Genomic DNA, 20,934 nt, shown 5'->3' on the forward strand with positions numbered 1-20,934 from the left:
GTCGGATCGCGGCACCGACGGCCGTCTTTTACATAGATATACCCGTAATGAATTGGCTCCGAGAATCGTTTTGGATGAGAAAACGCACTGTCGCGGACGCGACCACAAACGTATTTGCGGACGGCGGGTCTCTGATAGATCGTGACACTCGACGATCGGACCATCGACGACATCGCGGCGTCGCTGTACGAGGCGTATCGGAGCGGCGAGCCGGTGGCGAAGCTGACGGACGAGTACGACTTCGACGTGTCGGACGCGTACGCGATCCAGTCCCGCGTCGTCGACAGCCACGTCGCGGACGGCGCGTCCGTGGTCGGCCACAAGGTCGGACTGACGAGCGAGGGGATCCAGACCCAACTCGGCGTCGACGAACCCGACTTCGGGCGGCTGCTCGACACGATGTTCGTCGAGGAGGGAGCAGTGCCCGCCGGCGACCTCATCGAGCCGCGCGTGGAACCCGAAGTCGGCTTCCTCATGGCGGAGACGTTGGAGCCGCCGGTGACGTACCTCGACGTGTTAGAGGCGACCCGCGGCGTCCTCCCCGTCCTGGAGATCATCGACAGCCGCGTGCGCGAGTGGGACATCGACATCGAGGACACGGTCGCGGACAACGCCTCCTCGGCGCTCTACCTCACGGGCGAGACCCTGACGCCCGTCGACGGCCTCGATCTCTCGCTCGAGGCCGTCAAGCTCTATCGGAACGGCACCGTCGCGGACGCGGGCGTCGGGAGCGCCGTTCTCGGTCACCCCGCGCGCGCCGTCGCGTGGCTGGCGAACACGCTCGACGAGATGGATCAGCGAATCGAGGCCGGGAACCTCGTGCTCAGCGGCTCGCTCACGCCCGCGCTCGACATCGAGGCCGGCGACGTCCTCACCGCGGAGTTCACCTCCATCGGGTCCGTGACCACGCGGGTCGGCGAGAACTGAGACGCGAACCCGCCCAAGTTTTCACACGGAAAACAACCTATTTACTCGCGGGGCGTCTGGAGGTCGGTATGGCGAAGGAAGCGAACCACCCCGTTCGGACGACGGAGAAGTCGCTGGCGCTGATCGAGCGACTGCGCGACGCGGACGGTGCGCGGATCCGCGACCTCGTCGGCGTCGAGGGACTGAGCAAGGGAGCGGTACACAACCATCTGAGCACCCTGCGCGAGCACGGCTACGTCACGAAGGACGGCGATGAGTACCGGCTGAGCCTCCAGTTCCTCACGCTCGGCGGACACACCCGCGGGCGAACGCCGCTCTATCGCTACGGGCGCGCGAAGGCCGATCAGCTCGCCGCCGACACGGGGATGTTGACGAACCTCGTCACGGAGGAGAACGGGCGCGGCGTCTACCTCTATCAGGCGCGCGGCGATTACGCGGTCAACCTCGATACGCACGTCGGCTACCGCATCCGTCTGCACTACACGGGGGTCGGGAAGGCGATCCTCGCGTACCTCGATCGGGAGCGCGTCGACGAGATCGTCGACGAGTGGGGGCTCCCCATGGAGACTGAGAACACGATCACCGACCGGGCGGAACTCCACGCGGAGCTCGATCGGATCCGCGAGCGCGGCTACGCGACCGACCACGAGGAGCGCACGGAGGGGTTGGCCTGCATCGCCGCGCCGATCCGCCTCGACGACGAGATCCTCGGGGCGATCAGCATCTCCGCGCCGACGCAACGGCTCGGGAACGAGGGGTTCGACGAGGCGATCGTCGGGGAGGTCGAGAGCACCGCGAACGAGCTCGCGCTCGACCTCAAATACCGCTACGACGGCTGAGGGGGGTCACTCGGCGCGGACGGAGATCGAGCCGATGGTGGCGAACTCGATCTCGTAGACGTCGCCGGGTTCGATGTCGATGGCGGCGGGGATGCCGCCGGTCATGATCAGCTCGCCGGCCTCGAGCTTCTCGCCGCGATCGGCGAGGCGGTTGACGAGCCACGCGACGGCGCGCGCGGGGTTGCCCATGATGTCGCCGCCGATGCCGGAGGATTCGAGCTCTCCGTTGACGGAGACGGCGATGCTCTCCATCACGAGATCGACCTCGGAGGGGTCCCTCATCGACTCGCCGAGGACGACGCCCCCGGCGGAGGTGAGGTCGGCGATGACGTCCTGCGCGGACGGAATGGCCCACCCGGCGAAGCGGCTTTCGAGGATCTCGACGACGGGGACGACCGCGTCGGTGGCCGTGACGACGTCGAGCGGCGTGACCGGCGCTTCGAGGTCCTCGCCGAGGACGAGACCGATCTCGGCCTCGATCCGCGGCGAGATCATCTCGTCGACCTGGACCGGCCCCTCGAGGAGGGTCTCCTCGACGACGGGGGCGAAGATGGGTTCGGGGATGCCGAGTTGCTCCTGTTTCGCCTCGCTCACGAGACCGAGCTTGTGGCCGAGCGTGCCGCCGTCGCTGATGCGATCGAAGACGCGCGCTTGGACCTCGTAGGCCTCCTCGGTGGTGAACTCCGTCTCGTCGCTGAGGGGCTCGATGGGGTCTTTGGTGTCGTACGCCTCGTAGAGTGTGTCGGCGAGCTCGTCGAGCTCCGACTGGCTGAGAGCCATACGGCACAGTGGCCGGAGCCACTACTTAATCGTACCGTCCGCGTCAGTCGACCCGAACCGTTCCTTCCGGTATCCCTATATGCGTGAGATCCGACGTGTGAACACGAAGATGAGTGACGCAGCCCCAACCGTGGAGGGAAGCGAGATCGCACTGGACGCCGACTGGAACGCCGCCTACATCGACGGGGAGTGGCGCCGCCTAGAGGGGCGCGAGCGCATCGACGTGACCAACCCGTCCACCGGCGAGGTCATCACGCAGGTCCCCGCGGCTTCGCGCGACGACGTCGACGAGGCGTTCGCGGCCGCGAAGGAGGCGCAAGTCGAGTGGGAGAACACGCCCCTGGAGGAGCGCGCGTCCGTCGTCCGCACCGTCGCCAAGCTCCTCGAAGAGTACGAGGACGAGGTCCGCGAGATCCTCGCCGCCGAGGGCGGCAGCGCGAAGTCCAAGCAGGACATCGAGTGGGGCGGCTCCGTCTCCTTCGGCTACGACGCCGCGCAGTACGCGTATCGCGCCGACGGCCGCCACGCGCAGTCACAGATCCCCGGCAAGGAGAACATCGTCGAGCGAAAGCCCGTCGGCGTCGTCGGCGTCATCTCGCCGTGGAACGTCCCGCTGAAGCTCTCGTTCCGCGCGGTCGCGCCCGCGATCGCCACGGGGAACAGCGTGGTCCTCAAGCCCGCCGAAGACACGTCCATCTCCGGCGGCCTGCTCCTCGCGCGCCTCTTCGAGGAGGCCGGCCTCCCCGACGGCGTCCTGAACGTCGTTCCGGGCGAGGGCGCGACCGCCGGCGACCAGGCGGCCTCCCACCCCGACTGCGACGTCATGGCGTTCACCGGCTCGACGCGGGCCGGTCGGATCGTCGGGAAGAACGTCGTCGACCACTTCGGGTTCCCCGCGCTCGAACTCGGCGGGAACAACCCCCACGTCGTCCTGGAGGACGCCGACCTCGATGCGGCCGTGGAGGCGGGGACCTTCGGCTCCTTCTGGAACCAGGGGCAGGTCTGCATCTCGATCAACCGCCACATCGTCCACGAGTCCGTCTACGACGAGTACGCGGAGCGCCTCGCGGAGCGCGCGGCGGAGCTCAAGGTCGGGAACCCCGTCGATGACGACGACGTCGTCGTCGGTCCGATCATCAACGAGAGCCAGCGCGATCAGATGATGGAGTACGTCGAGGAGACCGTCGAGGCCGGCGGCGAGGTCCTCACCGGCGGCGAGGCCGACGGCCTGTTCGTCGAGCCGACCGTCATCACGAACGTCACGAACGACATGGCGGCGGCGTGCAACGAGCACTTCGGCCCCATCGTCCCTGTCATCCCCTTCAGCGACGACGAGGAGGCCGTCGAGATCGCCAACGACACCGAGTACGGCCTCGCCGGCTCGGTCCACTCGGGCGACCTCGGCCGCGCGCGCGACGTCTCCGACCAGATCGATGTCGGGATGATGCACGTCAACGATCAGCCGGTCAACGTCGAGCCCCACATGCCCTTCGGCGGCATGAAGGAGTCCGGCATCGGCCGCTACAACGGCGAGTACATCATCGACGAGTTCACCGAGGTCAAGTGGACGTCGGTCCAGCGCGAGGACCGCGGCTACCCGTTCTAGCGCCGACCACGGCGCGGCCTCCAGCCGCGTTCGCGTGCGGACCCGACCACGCCACCGCCGCGGGCCGCTCCCGACCGCTGTCCCCGAGTCGTCCCTCGTCGCCGTCGAGGGCGGCCGGCGCGCCCGGTCCCGCGCAAGCCGTCTCGCGTGACCGGCAGATTTATGAGAAAGCTTCATAAATATACCTTATACATGACCGTAGACGCGGCCATCGTCGGACCCGGGAACATCGGGACCGACCTGATGTACAAGATCTTGGATCGGGGGGAGCGCGTCGACCTCCAGCGGATGATCGGCATCTTCCCCGTGGAGGAGTCCGACGGGCTCCAGGCCGCCGTCGACGAGGGGATCGACGTCGGGACGGACGGCATCGACAGCGTCCGCGAGCACGCCGACGAGTTCGACGTCGTCTTCGAGGCGACAAGCGCCGGCGTCCACGAGCAGAACGCGCCGGTGTACGAGGAGCTCGGCCTGTTCGCCATCGACCTCACGCCCGCGGCCGTCGGCCCCTACACGGTGCCGGTCGTGAACGTCGAGGACGTCCTCGGCGAGACGAACAACATCAACATGGTCACCTGCGGCGGGCAGGCGACCATCCCGATGGTGCACGCCGTCGACCGCGTCGCGGACGTCGAGTACGCGGAGATGGTCTCGCACATCGCCTCGAAGTCCGCGGGGCCCGGAACGAGGCAGAACATCGATAAGTTCACGCAGACGACGGCCGCCGGACTGGAGGAAGTCGGCGGCGCGGACGACGGGAAGGCGATCATCACGCTCAACCCCGCCGAACCACCGATCATGATGCGCAACACCGTCCACACCCAGGTCTCGGACAGCATCGACGTCGACGAGGTCCGGGCCTCCGTCGACGACATCGCCGCGGAGATCCAGTCGTACGTCCCGGGCTACGAGGTCACGCTCGAACCGACGGTCAAGGATCAGGACGACGTCGGTTTCGACCTCGGCGACACCGTGATCCTCACGACGCAGCTCGAAGTGGAGGGGGAGGGCCAACACCTCCCGCCGTACGCGGGCAACCTCGACATCATGACGAGCGCGGCGCTCGGTGCGGCCGAGCGCGTCGCCGAGCAGTGGGAGGCCGAGGCGGCCGTCGGGGGTGAGCAGGATGACTGAGTCACCGCGCGTCGTCGACATGACGCTGCGCGACGGCATGCACGCCGTCGACCACCAGTTCACGCCCGAGCAGATGGCGGAAATCGCGGGCGCGCTCGACGACGCCGACATGGACGTCGTCGAGGTCTCGCACGGCGACGGAATGGGCGGTTCCTCGATCAACTACGGGATGGCCGCGGCCTCGACGGAGGAGTACCTCGAAACCGTCGCCCCCCAGCTCACCGACACCGAACTCTCCGTCCTGCTCCTCCCCGGCATCGGGACCGTCGAGGAGCTCGACATGGCGGCCGATCACGGCGCGGACATCTGCCGGATCGCCACGCACGCGACCGAGGCCGACATCTCGCAGGACCACTTCGAGTACGTCAAAGAGCGCGGGCTGGAGGCCAACGGCCTGCTGATGCTCTCGCACATGGCCGCGCCGGAGACGCTCTTGGAGCAGGCCCAGCTCATGGAGGAGTACGGCGCGGACGTCGTCTACCTCATGGACTCGGCGGGCGCGCTCCTCCCCGATGGCGTGCGCGAGCGCGTCGGCTTGCTCGTCGAGGAGCTCGACATCGACGTGGGCTTCCACGCGCACAACAACCTCGGACTCGCCGTCGGCAACACCCTCGCCGCGCTCGACGAGGGCGCGGTCACCGTCGACGGCTGTCTGCGCGGGCTCGGCGCCGGGTCGGGCAACACCCAGATGGAGGTGCTCGTCGGCGCGCTCGAACGCGCGGGCTACGACGTCACCCCTGACCTCTACGGCACGATGGACGCCGCCGAGGAGGTCCTGCTGCCGATGCTCGACGAGGACACGATGCCAGAGCTCGACAACGACTCGCTGATGCTCGGCTACGCGGGCGTCTACTCCTCCTTCCTCCGGCACGCGCGCCGCGAGGGGAAGCGCTACGGCGTCGACCCGCGCGACATCCTCGTCGAACTCGGCGAGATGGAGGTCGTCGGCGGACAGGAGGACCTCATCACGGACGTCGCGGAGCGCCTCGCGGAAGAACGGGGAACCGCCGTCGAAGCCGACGACTGAGGCGTCCGCCTCAGTCGTCGAACGCGTCGTCGTCGATCAGTTCGATCCCGTAGCCGTTCGGGTCCTCGATGAAGGCGATACGCGCGCTCGCGCCCTCGGAGTCGAGCGGACCGCGCACGTGCGTACAGTCCGCCTCCTCGACGAGGTGCTCAACGGTCGCGTCGACGTCGTCGACGCCGAAGGCGAGGTGATCGAGCGCGGTCGGCTCGATCGGCTCGTCGTTGTCACGATCGGGGTGGTGCTTGAACTGCAGGACGACGCCGTTGTCGCCTTCGAGATAGACGTTCGTCGCGCCGTCGCCGCCCTCGAACTCGTTCAATTTCGTCAGGCCGATTTCCGTCTCGTAGAACTCAAGCGTCGATTCGAGGTCCGACACCCACAGGGCGCTGTGTAGCACGTCCATGCCCGGGCGGACACGAGCGGCGATGATAAATCGATCGGGTTCGGCCGCTTCGCGCTCACGACGCACACACAATATTTATTATAGATCGTCGGAACTACTGTGATAGATGAACACAGACGTGAGGAGCGATCCGTTCACGATCAGGGGAACGACCGCGCGGCCGCTTCGCGGGGGCATCGAATGAATCGGTGGGAGTCCCCGATCGCCAAACTCGGACACGTCGCGACGCACACGACGGACCTCGACGAGTCGGTGTGGTTCTTCCGCGACGTGCTGGGGCTCAAGCTCACGGAGCGCGAGGACGGCGTCGCGTACTTCCGCGGCCTGCGCGACTGGGAGCACCACACCCTCGCCGTCATCGACTCCGGGCAGACCGGCGTCGACCACATCGCCTTCCGCACGAAGACGCCGGAGGCCGTCGACGACCTCGCCGAGTCCTTCGAGGCGAACGGCGACGACGTGACGTACGTCGAGGCCGGCGAGGAGACCGGGCAGGGCGAGGCGATCCGCGTCGAGAAGTTCGGTCACCCCTTCGAGTTCTACTACGACGTCAAGAAGCCGCCCGCGCCCGAGGGAGAGCGCTCGCGTCTGAAGAACCGCGTCTACAGCGAGGCCTCGGGTAACCGCATCTCCCCGCGGCGTATCGACCACGCGCACGTGCAGGACAGCGTCTCGCCGGCGCACGCGGACTGGCTCCACGACGAGCTGGGCTTCCAGCTCAACGAGAAGTACCTGACCGAGGACGACGAGACGTGGGGCTGGTGGTTCTCCGTCACGCCGCTCCCGCACGACTTCGCGATCCACCGCGAACCCGCTGGGAGCGACCCCCAGTTCCACCACCTCGCCTACCACCTCGACAGCCTGAACGACCTCTGGGAGGCCGGGAAGGTGCTCGCCGAGCACGGCATCGAGCCGGACGCGTGGCCGGGTAAGCACGCGATCACGAGCGCGGACTACCTCTACGTCTCCGACCCGGCGAGCGGGCTCTGCATCGAGTTCTTCGCCGGCCCGGGCTACCTCAACTTCGAGCCGGACTGGGACCCGATCGAGTGGAACGAGTCCGAGATCGGCGGCGAGACGAACCACCAGTTCGTCGGCGAGGGCCCCGGCTGGGACGGGCTCGCGTACCCCGACGAGTAGGGCTCGACGACGCCCCGACGGCGATGGCGCCCGGCGTTGCAGGATCCGACGATACGCGTGTCGCCGCGACGCCGCGTCGGAGCCAAAGAACTATGGCCGCGTTGGGTTTAGCGTGACGTATGCCGGAGATCATCGACGGGTACACCCACGTGCTGACGGAGGAGTTCTTCGACACGATCACCGAGGAGTTCGGCTTCCAGGGTCTCGACGGCCGCCCCGATTTCCTCTGGGACATCGAGCAGCGCAAGGTCGACATGGCGGACTACGGCGTCGACAAGCAGATCATCACGCTCGCGCTCCCGACGATGTTCCAAGGGATGGAACACGACCTCGCTTTGGAGATCACAAAGCTCGCCAACGACGAGATCCGGCGGCTCGCCGACGAGCACGAGGAGTTCATCCCCGTGGGGACGATCCCGAAGGTCAGTGAGGCGTTCATGGTGGAGTTCGACCGATGCGTCGAGGACCTCGGGATGGTCGGCGTGCAGATGTTCTCGAACATCGACGGCCGACCGCTCGACGATCCCGCGTTCCGACCGCTGTTCGAGCGCGCGGCCGCGACGGACACGCCGCTGTGGATGCATCCCCAGCTCTGGAAGTGGTACGACTGGGCCTCCGAGTACATGGAGCATCGGCTCTTCGGCTGGCCGTTCGATACGACGCTCGCGCTCTCGCGGCTCGTCTTCGGCGGCGTGATGGAGGAGTTCCCGGACCTCGAACTCGTCTCGCACCACGGCGGCGGGATGGTCCCGTTCTACGGCGAGCGCATCGCCATGTTCTACCGCCAGCGCCAGAACTACCCGGAGAACTACGCGGGCTTCCACGAGAACGCCGCCGAGCTCTCGAAGCCCGCCGAGGCGTACTTCGAGCGCTTTTACGCGGACACCGCAGTGTCGGGCTCGGCGCCCGCGATCGACTGCGCGTCGTCCTTCTTCGGCTCGGGGAACGTGCTCTTCGGAACCGACTACCCGTTCAGTCCCGAGCGCGGTCGCGAGACCGTCGAGCTCACGATCGAGGCCGTCGAGAACACGCACCTCGACGAGGCGGCGCGCGAGGACGTCTACGCGGGGAACCTCCGCGACCTCATCTGAGCCGAGGGCGCGACCCCGACGCGGAGCGTCGAAAGTCGGTGCACGGCAGGTCGGCCCGCTGTCCGCTTCGTCGCCCGCGCCGCTACGTCGGGCCGGGTGCGAGGACGACCGGTCGGTCTGCGTCGTGGAGGACCGATTGCGCGGTGCTCCCGAACATCACCTTGCCCGCCGCGGAGCGCCGGCGGCCGCCCAGACAGACGAGGTCGGCGCCGATCTCGACGGCCGCCTCCAACACCTCCGAGGCGGGGTCGCCGCTTCGCTCGTGGATCTCGACGTCGAAGCCGGCGGCTTCGAGGCGCTCGCTAGCGTGCCTGACCGAGGAGAGCTGAGCGGCGCTCGCGCCCTCGGGGTTCTCCGTGAAGCAGTGGACGAGTCCGACCTCGACCTCGTCGGCGTCGTAGAGCCGTTCGACGGTTTCGCTGACGCGGATCGCGTCGTTCTCGTCGCGCGAGACGGCGACGAGTACAGTGCGTGACGACATCGTTCGACGTTGGGTCGTGTAGCGACAAAAACCCCCGTCCCGGCCACGCCCCGATCACATACTCGCCGTCCCCGAGGGGCCGAACGTCTCAGAGCGTGAGGTACCCGATCTCAGCGGGGAGGAGCACGAGAACGGTGGCGATCGAGAGCAGCGAGGCGGTGCGGATGACGTCTCGGGTCTCGACGAGGTCGGCGCGGAGGATGACGACGAGGACCGCGGACTGATACGGGAAGAAGAAGGTCGCGAGCGCACTCGCCTCGACGTACGCGACGTGGTCGACGGGGATCCCGGCGCTCGCGGCGAACGTCACGAGGATCGGGGTGAGGACGCTCGAAACGGCGACGCCCTCGATGACGAAGGTGAGCGCGAGCGTCACGAAGAAGACGCAGCCGAGGACGACGGCGCTCGGCGCGTCCGCGGGGATGAAGCGGAGGAGGGCGTTCGCGGCGGTCTCGGTGAACCCCGTCTCGGCGAGGGCGGCGGAGATGGCGAAGACGGCACCGACGAAGAAGACGACGGAGAAGTCGACGTCCTCGACGGCCCCGTAGTCCATGACGCCGACGCGGGGGAGAAGCGCGAGAACGGCGACGAGGAGCGCGCCGAACATCGGATGGAGGCCGTGGACGGCGTCGCTCGCCCAGAAGGCGACGCCGACGAAGAGCAGACAGAGCATCCGCCGGGCGTCGCCCGTCTCGCCGTCCGCGGCCGACGGCGGGGAGAGCGCGGCGTCCGGTGACGGTCGATAGAGGACGCCGACGACCGCGAAGATGAGGAGGACGCGCGCGAGGCTCATGACGGGAAAGAGCGAGACGAACCACTCGCTCCACGTGATCGAGACGCCGGCGACCGATTCGACGATCCCCGTGATGATGACGTTCGGGAGGTTCGCGGTGAGGATCCCCGACGCGCCGTAGTAGGTGGCGAACAGCGGCGCGAAGAAGACGCCGAGTCGCGGCCGTCGGTCCTCGAAGACCGTCCCGATCGCGACGAGGACGGGAATGGCGATGAGGACCCGGACGAGCGCGGCCGGCAGGAGGAGCGCGAACGCGAGGGCGACGGCGCACAGCAGGGCGAGCAGCCGGTAGTAGAGCCCGCGGGGGTCCGCGCCGGCGACGTCGAGGTGCCGGAAGACGAACGTCTGCGTCGCGGTGGCGAGGCCGCTACGGCGCGTCGCCTCGCCGACGACGAGACCGAAGACGATGAGCCACGTGGCCGGCGAACCGAAACCGGAGAGGGCGAGCGCCGGCGTTTGTGCCACCCCGATGAGACCGATGGCGGCGAGGCCCGTCACCCACGGCGGGACGGGCGCGGCGATCCAAGCGACGATGGCGAAGAGGGTGATGGCGAGGACGCGCGCCTGGGCGGTCGGCATCGGAGCCGCGAGCGCGACGCCGGCCGCGAGGGCGGCGCCGAGAAGAGCGGCGACCCACGACTGCGTCCGGCTCATCGCCGCGAGGATGCCGGCGTCAGCGCTCGCTCCACGGCGTCAGCGGGTACTCGAAGTCGACGGCCGCGTCGCCCTCGGTGTCCGGGTAGGCGAGGTGTTGGCCGCCCTCGCGCCACTGACCGATCGGCGCGGTGAGCTGGCCCTCCTCGGGGAGCCCGTTGTCCTCGAAACCGAAGGTCCCCAGGACGGTCTCGAACGTCGTGGTTCGCAGTGCTTCTCGAAGCGCGCCGGGGTCGGTGGAGCCGGCGGCGCGGAAGGCCTGATCGGCGACCTGCGCGACGTTGAACGAGGAGCCGACCATCACCGGCAACAGCTTGTCGTCGGGGTAGTCGTAGGCCCGGGCGTGGAGCTCTTGGAGGGTATCGTTGCCGTTGCCCGTGAGACCCGGAACCCAGCCGGGACACATCGTGACGCCCTCGCCGGTGGCGCCCAGTGCCGACCAGAAAGCGTTGGGGTCGGCGCCGCGGACGAACTGGACGGCTTTCGGGGAGAAGTCGTTCGACTTCATCTGCTTCATCGCGGTGATCGCGCCGGGCGGCGTCGGCACGGAGAGCAGTACCTCGACGTTCGCGCTCTTCGATTGGGAGATGAGCGTGGAGAAGTCCTGCGTCCCGAGGCTGTACTTCTTGCGCAGGACGATATCGTAGCCGGCCGACGAGAGCGCGTCGTCCCAGTAGTTGGACTGCTCTTCGCCCCAGCCCGTGTTGGGTTCCCAGATCCCGATGTTCGTCGGCTGCTGGTCGTCCGGGAGCATTCCGAGCATGCCGGCGGTCGCGGTGGCGACGTCGCGCGACTTCGCCATCGGCGCGAAGGTCCACCGGTAGTTCTTCTCGATGTGGGGTGCCATGTAGGCGAACGCCGTGCCGACGAAGGGGATCTCCTGTTGTTCGGCGAAGGCGCTCCCGGCCGTGACGAGGAGGCTGGAGAAGCTCCCCCAGAGCATGTCGACGTCGTTGTCGCTGGTGATAGACTGGAGGTTCGAGCGGACTTTCTTCGGGTCGCTCTCGTCGTCTTCGAGGATGAGCTCGACCGTCTGCCCGTCGATCCCTCCGTTCTGGTTCATCAAGTCGACGCCGATCCGGTACCCCTGTTCGAGGTCCTCGCCCAGCGAGGAGAACTGGCCGGTCCGGGGGACGGTCCCACCGATGGTGATCGTGTCGCTCCCCCCGCCACCGCTCCCGCCGCTCTCGCCGTTGCCACCGCCGCCGAGGGTACAGCCGGCCAGTCCAGTCAGTCCCGCGACGCCAGCGACACCGCTCGTCTTCAGGTACGCGCGTCGTCCCAGCACGCCGTCTCTCGAGGTCATACTGAACGAAAGATCGTGGTAGAAGAAGATAAAGTCTATGATTATCCGTGTGAGATGCCGGCGTCGAAAGTGTGCAAGAACCGGCGCGGGGGCGATCGGATCGAACGCAGGTCAGTCGAAGAGGTCGGCGAGCGACTTCGCCATGACCCGCCGGAGGTGCATCCGTCGGTCGGCCTCGCTCAGGTAGTTCTCGATCACGACGGAGGCGTCAGCGGATCCCTGTGCCTCCGCGACCGGCGTGAAGCGCTCGGCGACCTCGACGACGGCCTCGCCGTAGCGCGCGTACCAGAACCGTCGCCCGTACTTCGGCGTCGGGGGTTCGTCGCGGACCGTCACACCCGCCCGCTCGACGAGGTCGGCGAACCACCGGCGCAGGGTGTCGACGTGGACGTGCCTGGTCGTCGCGGCGTCGGAGGGGAAGACGTACCCCGTCCACCCCTCGCGGTCGGCGACCCCGTCGAGACGGCGGTCGAGTACCGCGTCGCCGGCGAGCATCGCCACCGTTCCCGGACCGTTCTTCCGGTCGCCGTCGCGGAAGTCGAGGTACGGGTAGTCGTCGTCCGCGGGATCGAGGACGACCTGTCGGACGTGGAGCGCGGCCAGTTCGGAGGGGCGCAACCCCCACCCGCAGAGGCCGACGACGAGGACGCGCTCGCGGGCCGAGTCGGCCGCGTCCCAGAGCGCCTCGACGTCCGCGGCGGCGAGCGCGGGATTGTCCCACTCGGGAACGTCGAGGCCGAGGCGGGTCTCCATCCGCCGCATGGGGTTGTAGCTGACGTAGCCCGCGTCGTGGAGTTCGCGGTAGAAGCGTCTGACGTCCTCGACGTACTTGCGCCGCGCGGCGGGCGTCTCAAGCGTCCGGTCGAGCACCTTGCAGACGGCGAACGCGCGGTCGATCTCCGCGGCGCGCCGCGACTCGTCACGCAGTCCGTCGAGGACGTCGGGCCCGTGGAGGTCGCAGTAGAGACGGACGTACTTCTTCAGGCGGGAGCGATAGGGGCGGATCGTCGTCTCGGGATGGCCCCGATAGCGGAGTTCCTCCAAGTGCGCGTCGAGTCGCTCGCGCGTGCGCGCGGCGGCGTCGTCGTCGGGCAGTCCCCAGTCGTAGCCGTCGTCCGCGTCGTCCGCGTCGTCCGCGAGCACTCGCTCGCGGTAGAACGAAGCGGGCGAGGCGTCGAAGGCGCGCTGGAGGTGCTTGACGAGGCCGGGGTAACGCCCGTTGAGCCAGCGGTACGTCGGCGGTTCGTCGTCCGGGCGGCGATCGCAGTCCGGATCGGCGCGCATCTCGGGGACGACGGTCTCGCGGAGGAAGGCGGCGCAGTCGGCGCGATCCATCGTCGAGTAGCGATCGGTCATGGCGGAAGCGGTGGGGTGGCCGGCGTTCAAGCCGGCCGATCCCGGTAGGTAGCGAGAGACAGTCAAGTGACTTAGTAGTTGTCTTGTACCGTTGTCCGCAGTCAGACAACCGTGCAAGACGATGTGGGTCGCATATCGGCCGAATCTCTATAAAGTATATGTAGCTATATCAAATCCGTCGGGTGGGCCATGCCAACCTGGCTGTTTGGATTTCTACAAACCACCTCTCCTCTAACAGTTTCTCTCTCTCGGTTGGCATCTGGACATCCTAGGGGATTAGTCTCGTTTCACGGACAATAGCGCGAGGCGTAGCAAACCGTCCCCCGAGACGGAGCATATCAGTCGGACGTGGACGGCCTTCTACGAAGCTTACGAGAACGCCCGTGAAGTCGGTGCCCTCGAAATACCCCAATCGGCGACGTCCAAGACGACTGCGGCTTCTAGCCCAATTCCGTCGCGTGCTTCTCGATATTGTGGCCCGGGAAGGTGGGGCTTATACGCACTCGATATCGTAGATATGATTAATTGATTGGACTTCCAACTAGTAGGCGAAATGGCTCACCCCCGTGACGTAATCAAGCTCCTCCACGACCGCTACAACGTCCTTCAAGCCCTCGAAGCGCATCCAAGTACGAAGCAGGAGCTCCTCCCAGCGGTTGAGATCTCTCGGTCGACACTCGATAGCGTCACGCGGAACTTGGAGAACGCCGGATTAGTCGTCTATCGAGATGGAGAATGGCATCTGACTGTCTACGGTCACTGCGCCTTCGCGCTCCATCAACGATATCGTGAACAGTTACGAGACCTGCGAAAAGCCGCTTCATTCGTCGATATGCCGACTGATGAAACCGCGTTCGACTGTTCGATCCTCATCGATGCAGACGTCCACTCCACGGATGGGATAATTCAAGAGGACGTCATGCAAGTCCTATTAGACGCCGCGAGGGACGCGACGCGCTTTCGGATGTTCACTCCGCGTGTCCTCGCAGCACATGTCGAATCGTTCTATGAGAACGCTCTCATCAGCGACGATCCACGCATCGAACTCGTCGTCCCCATGTCTCTCTTCGAGCAGCTGCGTGCGCACTTCTCAGACCTCATTCACGAGGCTGTCACGGATTCGCCAATCTCCTTCTACACTGCCGATGTTCCCGACACGTTCGGGCTCTGGATTGCTGACCACGATCACGTCGGCGTACTCGTGTTCGGGGAGAGTGGTGTTCGTGGGATCCTGGTCAACGATACTGATGCAGCCCTGCGCTGGGCGGAGGAGCAATACGAGCACATCAGACAGTCTGCGGACCCGGTGTCCTTCCGTAGACAACCACAGAAGCGAGTGTAATATCGCTGCTTACAGGCTCATTATCTTCCGAGTTGTGATTATGCTGTGGCGGCGTCGTCGAGTGCGGATTCATTCACTTCTAGGAAAGTGCTGTCACAGGCGTCGCAGGAGAGGACGCCTGCCGTGTATGTTTGGCAGCACGTTTCCCGTTCTTCCTGGGAAAAGCTCAGTGAGCCATTGCAGGCCGGGCAGGTCTCTAATAGCGTGCGCGTGCTCTGGACGAGTTGGAGTTGGTTCATCTCGTCTCGCTCGGTGAATTGGGTATCAGTCTCGGCGAGTGCCTGTGCTATTTTTGCGTCACCAAGCATTGCTGCATGTGACGGCCACGTTAGAATGACTCTACCGCCCGAACGTGTAAGGTGGTGGATGGATGCGTCAGTGTCCTCGATTGTGACACTATCAAAGAGCTCTGTGAAGATCTCTTCCGCGTCTTCGGTGGGTGCAGCGAACTCTTGTTGATTGAGTCGATTCTGGAAGGAGGATGTAAGTGTGACGTCCGTTCCATCCGCAGTCTCAGTAGCTACACCAGCCTCTGCTAAGACTACAATTGGGTCCAGCTGGTCCGCGTCGATAGCTGGTTCCTCATGTTGGGTATGTGTCAGGAGTCGTTCTTCGACAGGGGTTTTTCCGAAGAGTTTGAGCATCCACGCGGGCATGTATCGCTTCGTGAGTTCGGGAGTGCCAGGGATCAAGTACCCGCGATAATAGATTAAGAGTCCCTCAAACGTCAATACGACGATGGCGAGAATCGGATCAATAGCTGCCAATCCCGCCACGATTACAAGGCCGATTACCGAATTAACCGTCGTACAGGGAAGGCATCTGTTCTCTCCAGTGTATTTTGGTTGTCTAAATCGAAACTGTTGGGCCATAGGTAAAGTGATGGACTAGTCAATAATCAGTTTACGCAGTGGTATTAGCCATAGCATGAGACATCTCATTTGGTGAAGTAACCAACCAATAAGATATAGTTTCCAGGGGAACTGTCTAGTTAAGTCAGTTTGAGAAGTAAGCCGTTCGTTAGGATAATCAACTAGGATGCTCGCAGACCTGCTCAGCGAGTGCTATGACAGGGGGTTAGAAAAGCTTGGAAGAACGAGCGGACGGCGACGCTCGTCAGGGCGTTCACCATCTGGCTCCACGCGACCATTTTCGCTTCGGGAGATAAGAGAGGTTCTTCGGCTATTCAACGTGGAGCGGACACGTCAATTAATCTTTCAGTTGGTGCATGGGATATCTGATAGTTTTATCGACCTACAGACAGAAAGAGAATCGTGCTAGGTCAGTTGGTACTTCACTGCTGCCCGGGCAAGTGGCAGGATAATGGCGACTACCGCTCCAAGGTAAGCGGTCTGATTGTACTGGGCGGTCGAGAGCAGCAAGTAGAGACCCACGACAGAGAGTGCGATGGCGGTTGCGCCACCCCACACAACCCATTCCAGCCACCCGGTCACCTCAAATGCAATAACATCGCTGGCAGACCCCTGTGGCGAGGTAGCCTCGTTGAGAGACGTGGGATTGTCCCACGATTCACTATCCTCGTTGCTCTGCGATCCCCACGATGAGTTATCCGGTGAATATACCGACTCCGTGCTAGACTCTGAAAGAGCTTCCTTAATGATACTGAACCATTCGAAGCCTGGTGTGAGTACGCTCGCCGCAATATACGGCGCAACCATCATTCCAACAAATCCGGGTATGAACGCGTATCGAAGAATCAGATACGAACTCTCTGGGTTCGACGGCCGGTAGTAGACGGTGACAGATTGTCCAGAGTGGTATTGATTTGCGACATTTGCAATTGGCTTAGCGACTGCAAACGCCGCATAGTGCCCCGGGAAAACCGTGTGGCCCGTGTATTGGTGGCCACGTACGAGATACGAGTAGGTGACGTTCGCGCGGTAATTCTGATACGGGCGATAGCTAATCGTCCGTGTTTGTGCGACTGACGCTGAATGAATTGTTCCGGGTGTCGTAGCTGCGGTGTCTGCCTGATGCACTTGGAACGCCACGTATCCCGCTCCGCCAATGAAGAGAAGGCTGGCAACGATTAGACTGATGTAAAAGGCTGATCTTGATGTCATATTCAGATAGTTTCCAGCAGGGGTATAGACATATTACTATAGATGTCTGCCTTCAAGGGTTGAACACGTGGACCGTGGGACAACGACGCTGTCGAATTTGCCGAGTGCCCAGTACTGGAGGTGTTCGCCTGTGTCGACGTGGGTATTGTGGACCCTCTGAGGCGCATCCCGCACTCACGAGGAGGACTGCCACAGCGAGGACTCCTATGGGCTGCGTCGTGGAGGACCGATTTGACATTACAGTTTCTGGCTCCTATTGAATGATAATGAATTCTGAGTTCCTAGTTCTTAATTTTCCTCTCACGGCTGAAACTGTGGGAATTCTTCCGCGGATAATCCTGAGGACAGGATTATGGATTGTCATTTGTCAGGAGTAGGTTGTTCGAGTTCGCCATTTTCGAAACGGTCTTTGAGCCATACCGATCCAATTTCGATGTCACTCAAATTAGTTATGCGATCTCGGAGAGTTGATATCCGCCCTTGGCCCGTAACGTAGAGTACGTTCTTGTACTCGTTTTCTACCATTGAAGTCTTCGTCTTCGAAATCATTTCATCAGTACGTTCCGCACCCGTTAGCTTAGCAGCAATGACAAGGGTAGCAATCCCGGTGAAAAACACGACGAATACGAGTAAGATCGAAGTAATCTGGAATAGTGCAATATACACGATGATGCAGGCGGGAACCGCAATAATCACTGCTATCCGCTCCGAGACTTGGCCAATCCCTCGAAGGAACCAAAACCCAATGTTTGCGAGAATGCAAATTACTGCCACCTGAATCGGCGAGAAGACAATGGCTATGCCGATCAGAATCACCCAGTTAACAATGATGAACCAGAGACCTCCCGCTGAGAAGTAGCGTTGAAAATGCGGGTCAACCTTGTGGAGCGGAATTCCTTGATCAGTATGGACTTCTTGAGCAGCGCGGACTTCCCCCGGAAATACGCTCCGAGCGAAAAGGGCAAACAGTGCAAGTTGACCGAAGCCAATCATTGCGAATCCCGTAATGACTAATGGAAGTCGGAGGAGCGTGAGTAGCCAGTATTTGATCTGAATCCGTTCTTCTGGGGCTTCGATGCAGATTGCCTCTGCATCAGTTTCAGTAACCCGGCATTCTATCTCTTCTTGGATGCTTGAATACCGATCTAAGTGAGATGCGCCAAATAGGTGAAGGGCACATGCCATACTTATCTTTCAATAGGAGGACAATAAAAAATTCACGGGTGATTGTAATCACTACATGGTTGCTACCAGACTCTGGGTTCTATCAAGCCTTGAGATTCTATTGAGTGTAGAAGTACTACGGCATGGTTCTTGGGAGAGTATGAATTATCCCTCGATACGAGATATATTGGTGGGTAAGTACATTATCCGACAGAAGTTTAATCCGCATGTATGGGAGATAAAAACAAACCATATACGAACCGGCGCAAGGTCCTCAAACTACTCGGTTCCGGAGCTACCGCTGGAATCGTTCTCAGCTCCGTTGGCGGAGCAGCAGCTGCAAGTAACAAACACTCCTCGACAACGCTTTCGCCCACCCAGCAGAAGGCTGTAACCGCTACCCTTCAGGAGAAGGCGAATAACTACATTCAGAAGAATCAGCCAAACAGCACGGTTACAACCGAAGGATTCCCATCCTGGCTCCCCACGATCCCCAGCGCACTTCCATTCAACTGGTGTGTGAAAGGCATCCCGGACGTCCCAAACTTCTGTGCTTCTACAACTGCACAAGGGTGGGGAGAAGTGTCCTGTAATGGATACACATTCTACGGTCCTCATGTCTCACAGGACTTCGGAAAAGGTCCTGAGGTTAAGATCTCCAGTGGGAATGTCGAAGTTTCTAAGGGCTTCGAAGCTAGCATGGAGTTAGCACTCGATCCCGTGACTGAATGCCCCTACATGAGATTTTCAACCAACGGGGCTGAAGCCTGTGTGGGCGGTGGCTATTGTCTGACGTACGAACCATCTACGGTATCTGCTACCAAACTCGCCAACGATCTCTGGAACAAGAACAAGCAACTCATCAAAGAGGCCCTCGGTCTTGTTGGAGTCGGCGCTTCGGCTTGGCTGGTTACGACTCTAGACGTCACGGTGACCGCAGCCGAGATACTCGCATTTGGGTGACATCCCCTCCGCGCTGAGGCGCGAGGATTCCAACGTGGGACAACAGCCCGGTCCCACATCCCCGCTGGTAACTTCTGGCCTGCCGAACTGGTCCAGCGAGTCGATTCCGGGTTCATGCACGATACGTCGGTCCCATAAGGGGGGGCGGCGTATTCGGCGTCCGAATAGACGCAGTATCCGCTTGCACCGTACATCCTGTTCATCTCGGAGAGACGGCGGAGAGGCCCCCGTCGCGGGTTTTCCTGCGTTCGAGCATGGGCCATGCCATCGGCCTGCCTGTCCATCAAGCCACGGTGGGACGACATAATCAGGAGAGGGTCACTTTTTGCCTGCCATTTCACGACGGTTTCGGAGACGCTCATTCGGGAACGGTATGGTGACCTTCGCCGTCCCGGCGGAACCCAATATAACAGCCAGTTTTTCACTATCAAAGTAGCAGATGTCTTCTTCATCCTTGAACTTGCACTTACTCCAGAATGTACATTTGTCAACCTCGATGATTTGGGCGCAATTGTATAGCAGCGAGATGGAAAGGGCACGTCTTCAACTTACTATAGTAGAATCTGGAAGTTTTTGCGGAGTTCCCAGCCGAACGCTTATTTGCAGAACTGAACACCTCGATACGAGGTGGGTTTCTTCACCGGGTCAAGTGCCTATCTCCGAGAGGTGTGAGCACCCGTCAATCTAAGCACCGGCTTCTACAGATGAACGCCAACCGAAAACAGTTGTATTCCGCCGGCACGCAGAGATATTGAGACAAGTGTGGGTAGATGCTTCTGGATATTACTATAGAGTGGAGCCAATGTGTTCAAACCACTCTCTAACTATGTCTACTGTGAGGGATAGTTCAACCACAACTTGAGTCATCAGATCATCCTCATTCAACCCCTCAATAACCACATTCTGCGCGGTAGTGAATCCATTATACCTAAATTGGTCTTCCGTAATAGTCGTCAAGTCACTCCTTTCGACCCGAATATTGTCGAAAGTATTTATCCGTGAAAGCTCATTCACAACATTTCGAGAGACGATAAGTGATGAAATTGAATCACTTTCGAGTGCTCTCTCAAGAGCGTCACTGTAGAATGGGTTTGCAACTCCAAGAAACAGACATTCCACGTCGGTCGAACGGAGTTCCTCAGCGAATTGCCTCATTGGCTCGTATGGCGAATCGGCCGTTGAGACATACGTACTAATTTCGTCATATCCAATGTCCCCCTGTAAGAGTGAACGGAATTCTGGGCAGTCGGTGAGTTTCAAGGGGAGCACTTGCTCAAGCTTGGTGAGACCAGCGATCGAGTGAAGCTGCCTGTAAAATTCCTCAAACATATCGACGATCCCGCTCCCTGCCAGCGTGATCTCATACAGGCCGTTCTGTCGTTCTATCACCCATCCATACTCTCTCATCTCCCTGAGGGTCCGAAGCAACGTTGACCGTGGAATATTGAGGGTATCAGAGAGCTCGCCTTTCCGGTGCGTATTCTCATCAAGTACATGCAGAACACGGATTCGCTTCGGTGACCGTGCCAAGTATTCGAGCCACTCCCACGACCAGTTTTCAAACGACGGGGCAGGACGACCACTGTCACTCTCTCCAGAGATAGGCGAGTGAGATTCAGCCATCGTGTTCCTCCATCCGCCGGAGTGTCCCCTCCCGCCACTGAAGGACTGGCAGTTCAGACCGGCCTACGCTCCAAGGAAATCCCCCTCCGTATCCAGCCAGATCAGACACAGTGTCACCAGCATTTGGTTGATACATCATTACGCTATGGAATCGAAAAATGCCAGCTTACTGGGACCCCCACCAAAAAATCACCACCCCCACCAAATGTTAGGCGATCACC

Annotated in this window: 19 protein-coding genes; 9 read left to right on the top strand and 10 right to left on the bottom strand. The window is 62.3% G+C overall.

The window, feature by feature from the left end:
- The first annotated feature begins 141 nt into the window (after positions 1-141).
- Entirely contained in the window at positions 142-927 is a 786-nt protein-coding gene (locus IEX91_RS03770) for a 2-keto-4-pentenoate hydratase (RefSeq protein ID WP_188877186.1), read from the top strand.
- 68 nt (positions 928-995) lie between these two features.
- Positions 996-1,766, top strand: a complete 771-nt coding sequence (locus IEX91_RS03775) for an IclR family transcriptional regulator (RefSeq protein WP_188877187.1) — start codon at positions 996-998, stop codon at positions 1,764-1,766.
- Between the two features lie 6 nt (positions 1,767-1,772).
- Here the strand turns inward: IEX91_RS03775 and IEX91_RS03780 are convergent, their stop codons facing one another.
- Positions 1,773-2,546 (bottom strand): 2-keto-4-pentenoate hydratase, encoded by a 774-nt coding sequence (locus tag IEX91_RS03780; protein WP_188877189.1) that lies wholly within the window; start codon positions 2,544-2,546, stop codon positions 1,773-1,775.
- Positions 2,547-2,655: 109 nt separating this feature from the next.
- On the opposite strand from IEX91_RS03780, the gene IEX91_RS03785 reads away from it, so the two are divergent.
- The 3 genes from IEX91_RS03785 to dmpG all read left to right on the top strand — a co-directional run bounded on the left by IEX91_RS03785 (position 2,656) and on the right by dmpG (position 6,313).
- The gene (locus IEX91_RS03785) at positions 2,656-4,152 is read left to right on the top strand and encodes an aldehyde dehydrogenase family protein (protein ID WP_188877190.1); all 1,497 of its coding nucleotides are present in this window, start codon (positions 2,656-2,658) and stop codon (positions 4,150-4,152) included.
- A 192-nt stretch (positions 4,153-4,344) separates the two neighbouring features.
- Positions 4,345-5,286, top strand: a complete 942-nt coding sequence (locus tag IEX91_RS03790; RefSeq protein ID WP_188877192.1) for an acetaldehyde dehydrogenase (acetylating) — start codon at positions 4,345-4,347, stop codon at positions 5,284-5,286.
- Positions 5,279-6,313: a 4-hydroxy-2-oxovalerate aldolase gene (dmpG, locus tag IEX91_RS03795; protein ID WP_188877193.1), complete on the top strand. Its 1,035-nt coding sequence runs from the start codon at positions 5,279-5,281 to the stop codon at positions 6,311-6,313. The genes IEX91_RS03790 and dmpG overlap by 8 nt, the downstream gene beginning before the upstream one ends.
- 10 nt (positions 6,314-6,323) lie before the next feature.
- Here dmpG and IEX91_RS03800 read toward each other — a convergent pair whose 3' ends face one another.
- Positions 6,324-6,716: a VOC family protein gene (locus IEX91_RS03800; RefSeq protein ID WP_188877194.1), complete on the bottom strand. Its 393-nt coding sequence runs from the start codon at positions 6,714-6,716 to the stop codon at positions 6,324-6,326.
- A 180-nt stretch (positions 6,717-6,896) separates the two neighbouring features.
- Here IEX91_RS03800 and IEX91_RS03805 point away from each other — a divergent pair, with 180 nt between their 5' ends.
- Both IEX91_RS03805 and IEX91_RS03810 read left to right on the top strand, forming a co-directional pair.
- Positions 6,897-7,856: a VOC family protein gene (locus tag IEX91_RS03805; protein WP_188877196.1), complete on the top strand. Its 960-nt coding sequence runs from the start codon at positions 6,897-6,899 to the stop codon at positions 7,854-7,856.
- A 119-nt stretch (positions 7,857-7,975) separates the two neighbouring features.
- Positions 7,976-8,947, top strand: a complete 972-nt coding sequence (locus IEX91_RS03810; RefSeq protein WP_188877197.1) for an amidohydrolase family protein — start codon at positions 7,976-7,978, stop codon at positions 8,945-8,947.
- An 82-nt stretch (positions 8,948-9,029) separates the two neighbouring features.
- Here the strand turns inward: IEX91_RS03810 and IEX91_RS03815 are convergent, their stop codons facing one another.
- The 4 genes from IEX91_RS03815 to IEX91_RS03830 form a co-directional block, all read right to left on the bottom strand.
- Positions 9,030-9,428: a universal stress protein gene (locus IEX91_RS03815; protein ID WP_188877198.1), complete on the bottom strand. Its 399-nt coding sequence runs from the start codon at positions 9,426-9,428 to the stop codon at positions 9,030-9,032.
- Positions 9,429-9,516: 88 nt separating this feature from the next.
- Complete coding sequence (locus IEX91_RS03820) at positions 9,517-10,875, bottom strand: SLC13 family permease (protein ID WP_188877199.1); 1,359 nt, start codon at positions 10,873-10,875, stop codon at positions 9,517-9,519.
- Between the two features lie 19 nt (positions 10,876-10,894).
- Entirely contained in the window at positions 10,895-12,181 is a 1,287-nt protein-coding gene (locus IEX91_RS03825; protein WP_188877200.1) for an amino acid ABC transporter substrate-binding protein, read from the bottom strand.
- A 111-nt stretch (positions 12,182-12,292) separates the two neighbouring features.
- On the bottom strand, positions 12,293-13,537 hold the full coding sequence (locus tag IEX91_RS03830) for a tyrosine-type recombinase/integrase (RefSeq protein WP_188877201.1): 1,245 nt from the start codon (positions 13,535-13,537) through the stop codon (positions 12,293-12,295).
- A 553-nt stretch (positions 13,538-14,090) separates the two neighbouring features.
- Between IEX91_RS03830 and IEX91_RS03835 the strand changes: the two genes are divergently transcribed.
- Complete coding sequence (locus tag IEX91_RS03835; RefSeq protein WP_188877202.1) at positions 14,091-14,879, top strand: helix-turn-helix transcriptional regulator; 789 nt, start codon at positions 14,091-14,093, stop codon at positions 14,877-14,879.
- Positions 14,880-14,917: 38 nt separating this feature from the next.
- On the opposite strand, the gene IEX91_RS03840 is transcribed toward IEX91_RS03835, so the two are convergent.
- From IEX91_RS03840 to IEX91_RS03850, 3 genes are all read right to left on the bottom strand, one after another.
- Positions 14,918-15,751 (bottom strand): hypothetical protein, encoded by an 834-nt coding sequence (locus tag IEX91_RS03840; RefSeq protein WP_188877203.1) that lies wholly within the window; start codon positions 15,749-15,751, stop codon positions 14,918-14,920.
- Positions 15,752-16,156: 405 nt separating this feature from the next.
- Positions 16,157-16,963, bottom strand: a complete 807-nt coding sequence (locus tag IEX91_RS03845; RefSeq protein WP_188877204.1) for a DUF3592 domain-containing protein — start codon at positions 16,961-16,963, stop codon at positions 16,157-16,159.
- Positions 16,964-17,323: 360 nt separating this feature from the next.
- Positions 17,324-18,148, bottom strand: coding sequence for a hypothetical protein (locus IEX91_RS03850; RefSeq protein ID WP_188877205.1), 825 nt, complete (start codon positions 18,146-18,148; stop codon positions 17,324-17,326).
- Positions 18,149-18,358: 210 nt separating this feature from the next.
- Between IEX91_RS03850 and IEX91_RS03855 the strand changes: the two genes are divergently transcribed.
- Entirely contained in the window at positions 18,359-19,090 is a 732-nt protein-coding gene (locus tag IEX91_RS03855) for a hypothetical protein (RefSeq protein WP_188877206.1), read from the top strand.
- 786 nt (positions 19,091-19,876) lie between these two features.
- On the opposite strand, the gene IEX91_RS03860 is transcribed toward IEX91_RS03855, so the two are convergent.
- Entirely contained in the window at positions 19,877-20,713 is an 837-nt protein-coding gene (locus tag IEX91_RS03860; protein WP_188877207.1) for a hypothetical protein, read from the bottom strand.
- Positions 20,714-20,934: the final 221 nt, after the last annotated feature.

Source organism: Halarchaeum nitratireducens, from assembly GCF_014647155.1.
Taxonomy (GTDB): Archaea; Halobacteriota; Halobacteria; order Halobacteriales; family Halobacteriaceae; genus Halarchaeum; species Halarchaeum nitratireducens.

Excerpts from the sequence above, each read along its gene's own strand:
- IEX91_RS03775 (WP_188877187.1), top strand. The coding sequence starts at position 996 with ATGGCGAAGGAAGCGAACCACCCCGTTCGGACGACGGAGAAGTCGCTG.
- IEX91_RS03780 (WP_188877189.1), bottom strand. The coding sequence starts at position 2,546 with ATGGCTCTCAGCCAGTCGGAGCTCGACGAGCTCGCCGACACACTCTAC.
- IEX91_RS03785 (WP_188877190.1), top strand. The coding sequence starts at position 2,656 with ATGAGTGACGCAGCCCCAACCGTGGAGGGAAGCGAGATCGCACTGGAC.
- IEX91_RS03790 (WP_188877192.1), top strand. The coding sequence starts at position 4,345 with ATGACCGTAGACGCGGCCATCGTCGGACCCGGGAACATCGGGACCGAC.
- dmpG (WP_188877193.1), top strand. The coding sequence starts at position 5,279 with ATGACTGAGTCACCGCGCGTCGTCGACATGACGCTGCGCGACGGCATG.
- IEX91_RS03800 (WP_188877194.1), bottom strand. The coding sequence starts at position 6,716 with ATGGACGTGCTACACAGCGCCCTGTGGGTGTCGGACCTCGAATCGACG.
- IEX91_RS03805 (WP_188877196.1), top strand. The coding sequence starts at position 6,897 with ATGAATCGGTGGGAGTCCCCGATCGCCAAACTCGGACACGTCGCGACG.
- IEX91_RS03810 (WP_188877197.1), top strand. The coding sequence starts at position 7,976 with ATGCCGGAGATCATCGACGGGTACACCCACGTGCTGACGGAGGAGTTC.
- IEX91_RS03815 (WP_188877198.1), bottom strand. The coding sequence starts at position 9,428 with ATGTCGTCACGCACTGTACTCGTCGCCGTCTCGCGCGACGAGAACGAC.
- IEX91_RS03820 (WP_188877199.1), bottom strand. The coding sequence starts at position 10,875 with ATGAGCCGGACGCAGTCGTGGGTCGCCGCTCTTCTCGGCGCCGCCCTC.
- IEX91_RS03825 (WP_188877200.1), bottom strand. The coding sequence starts at position 12,181 with ATGACCTCGAGAGACGGCGTGCTGGGACGACGCGCGTACCTGAAGACG.
- IEX91_RS03830 (WP_188877201.1), bottom strand. The coding sequence starts at position 13,537 with ATGACCGATCGCTACTCGACGATGGATCGCGCCGACTGCGCCGCCTTC.
- IEX91_RS03835 (WP_188877202.1), top strand. The coding sequence starts at position 14,091 with ATGGCTCACCCCCGTGACGTAATCAAGCTCCTCCACGACCGCTACAAC.
- IEX91_RS03840 (WP_188877203.1), bottom strand. The coding sequence starts at position 15,751 with ATGGCCCAACAGTTTCGATTTAGACAACCAAAATACACTGGAGAGAAC.
- IEX91_RS03845 (WP_188877204.1), bottom strand. The coding sequence starts at position 16,963 with ATGACATCAAGATCAGCCTTTTACATCAGTCTAATCGTTGCCAGCCTT.
- IEX91_RS03850 (WP_188877205.1), bottom strand. The coding sequence starts at position 18,148 with ATGGCATGTGCCCTTCACCTATTTGGCGCATCTCACTTAGATCGGTAT.
- IEX91_RS03855 (WP_188877206.1), top strand. The coding sequence starts at position 18,359 with ATGGGAGATAAAAACAAACCATATACGAACCGGCGCAAGGTCCTCAAA.
- IEX91_RS03860 (WP_188877207.1), bottom strand. The coding sequence starts at position 20,713 with ATGGCTGAATCTCACTCGCCTATCTCTGGAGAGAGTGACAGTGGTCGT.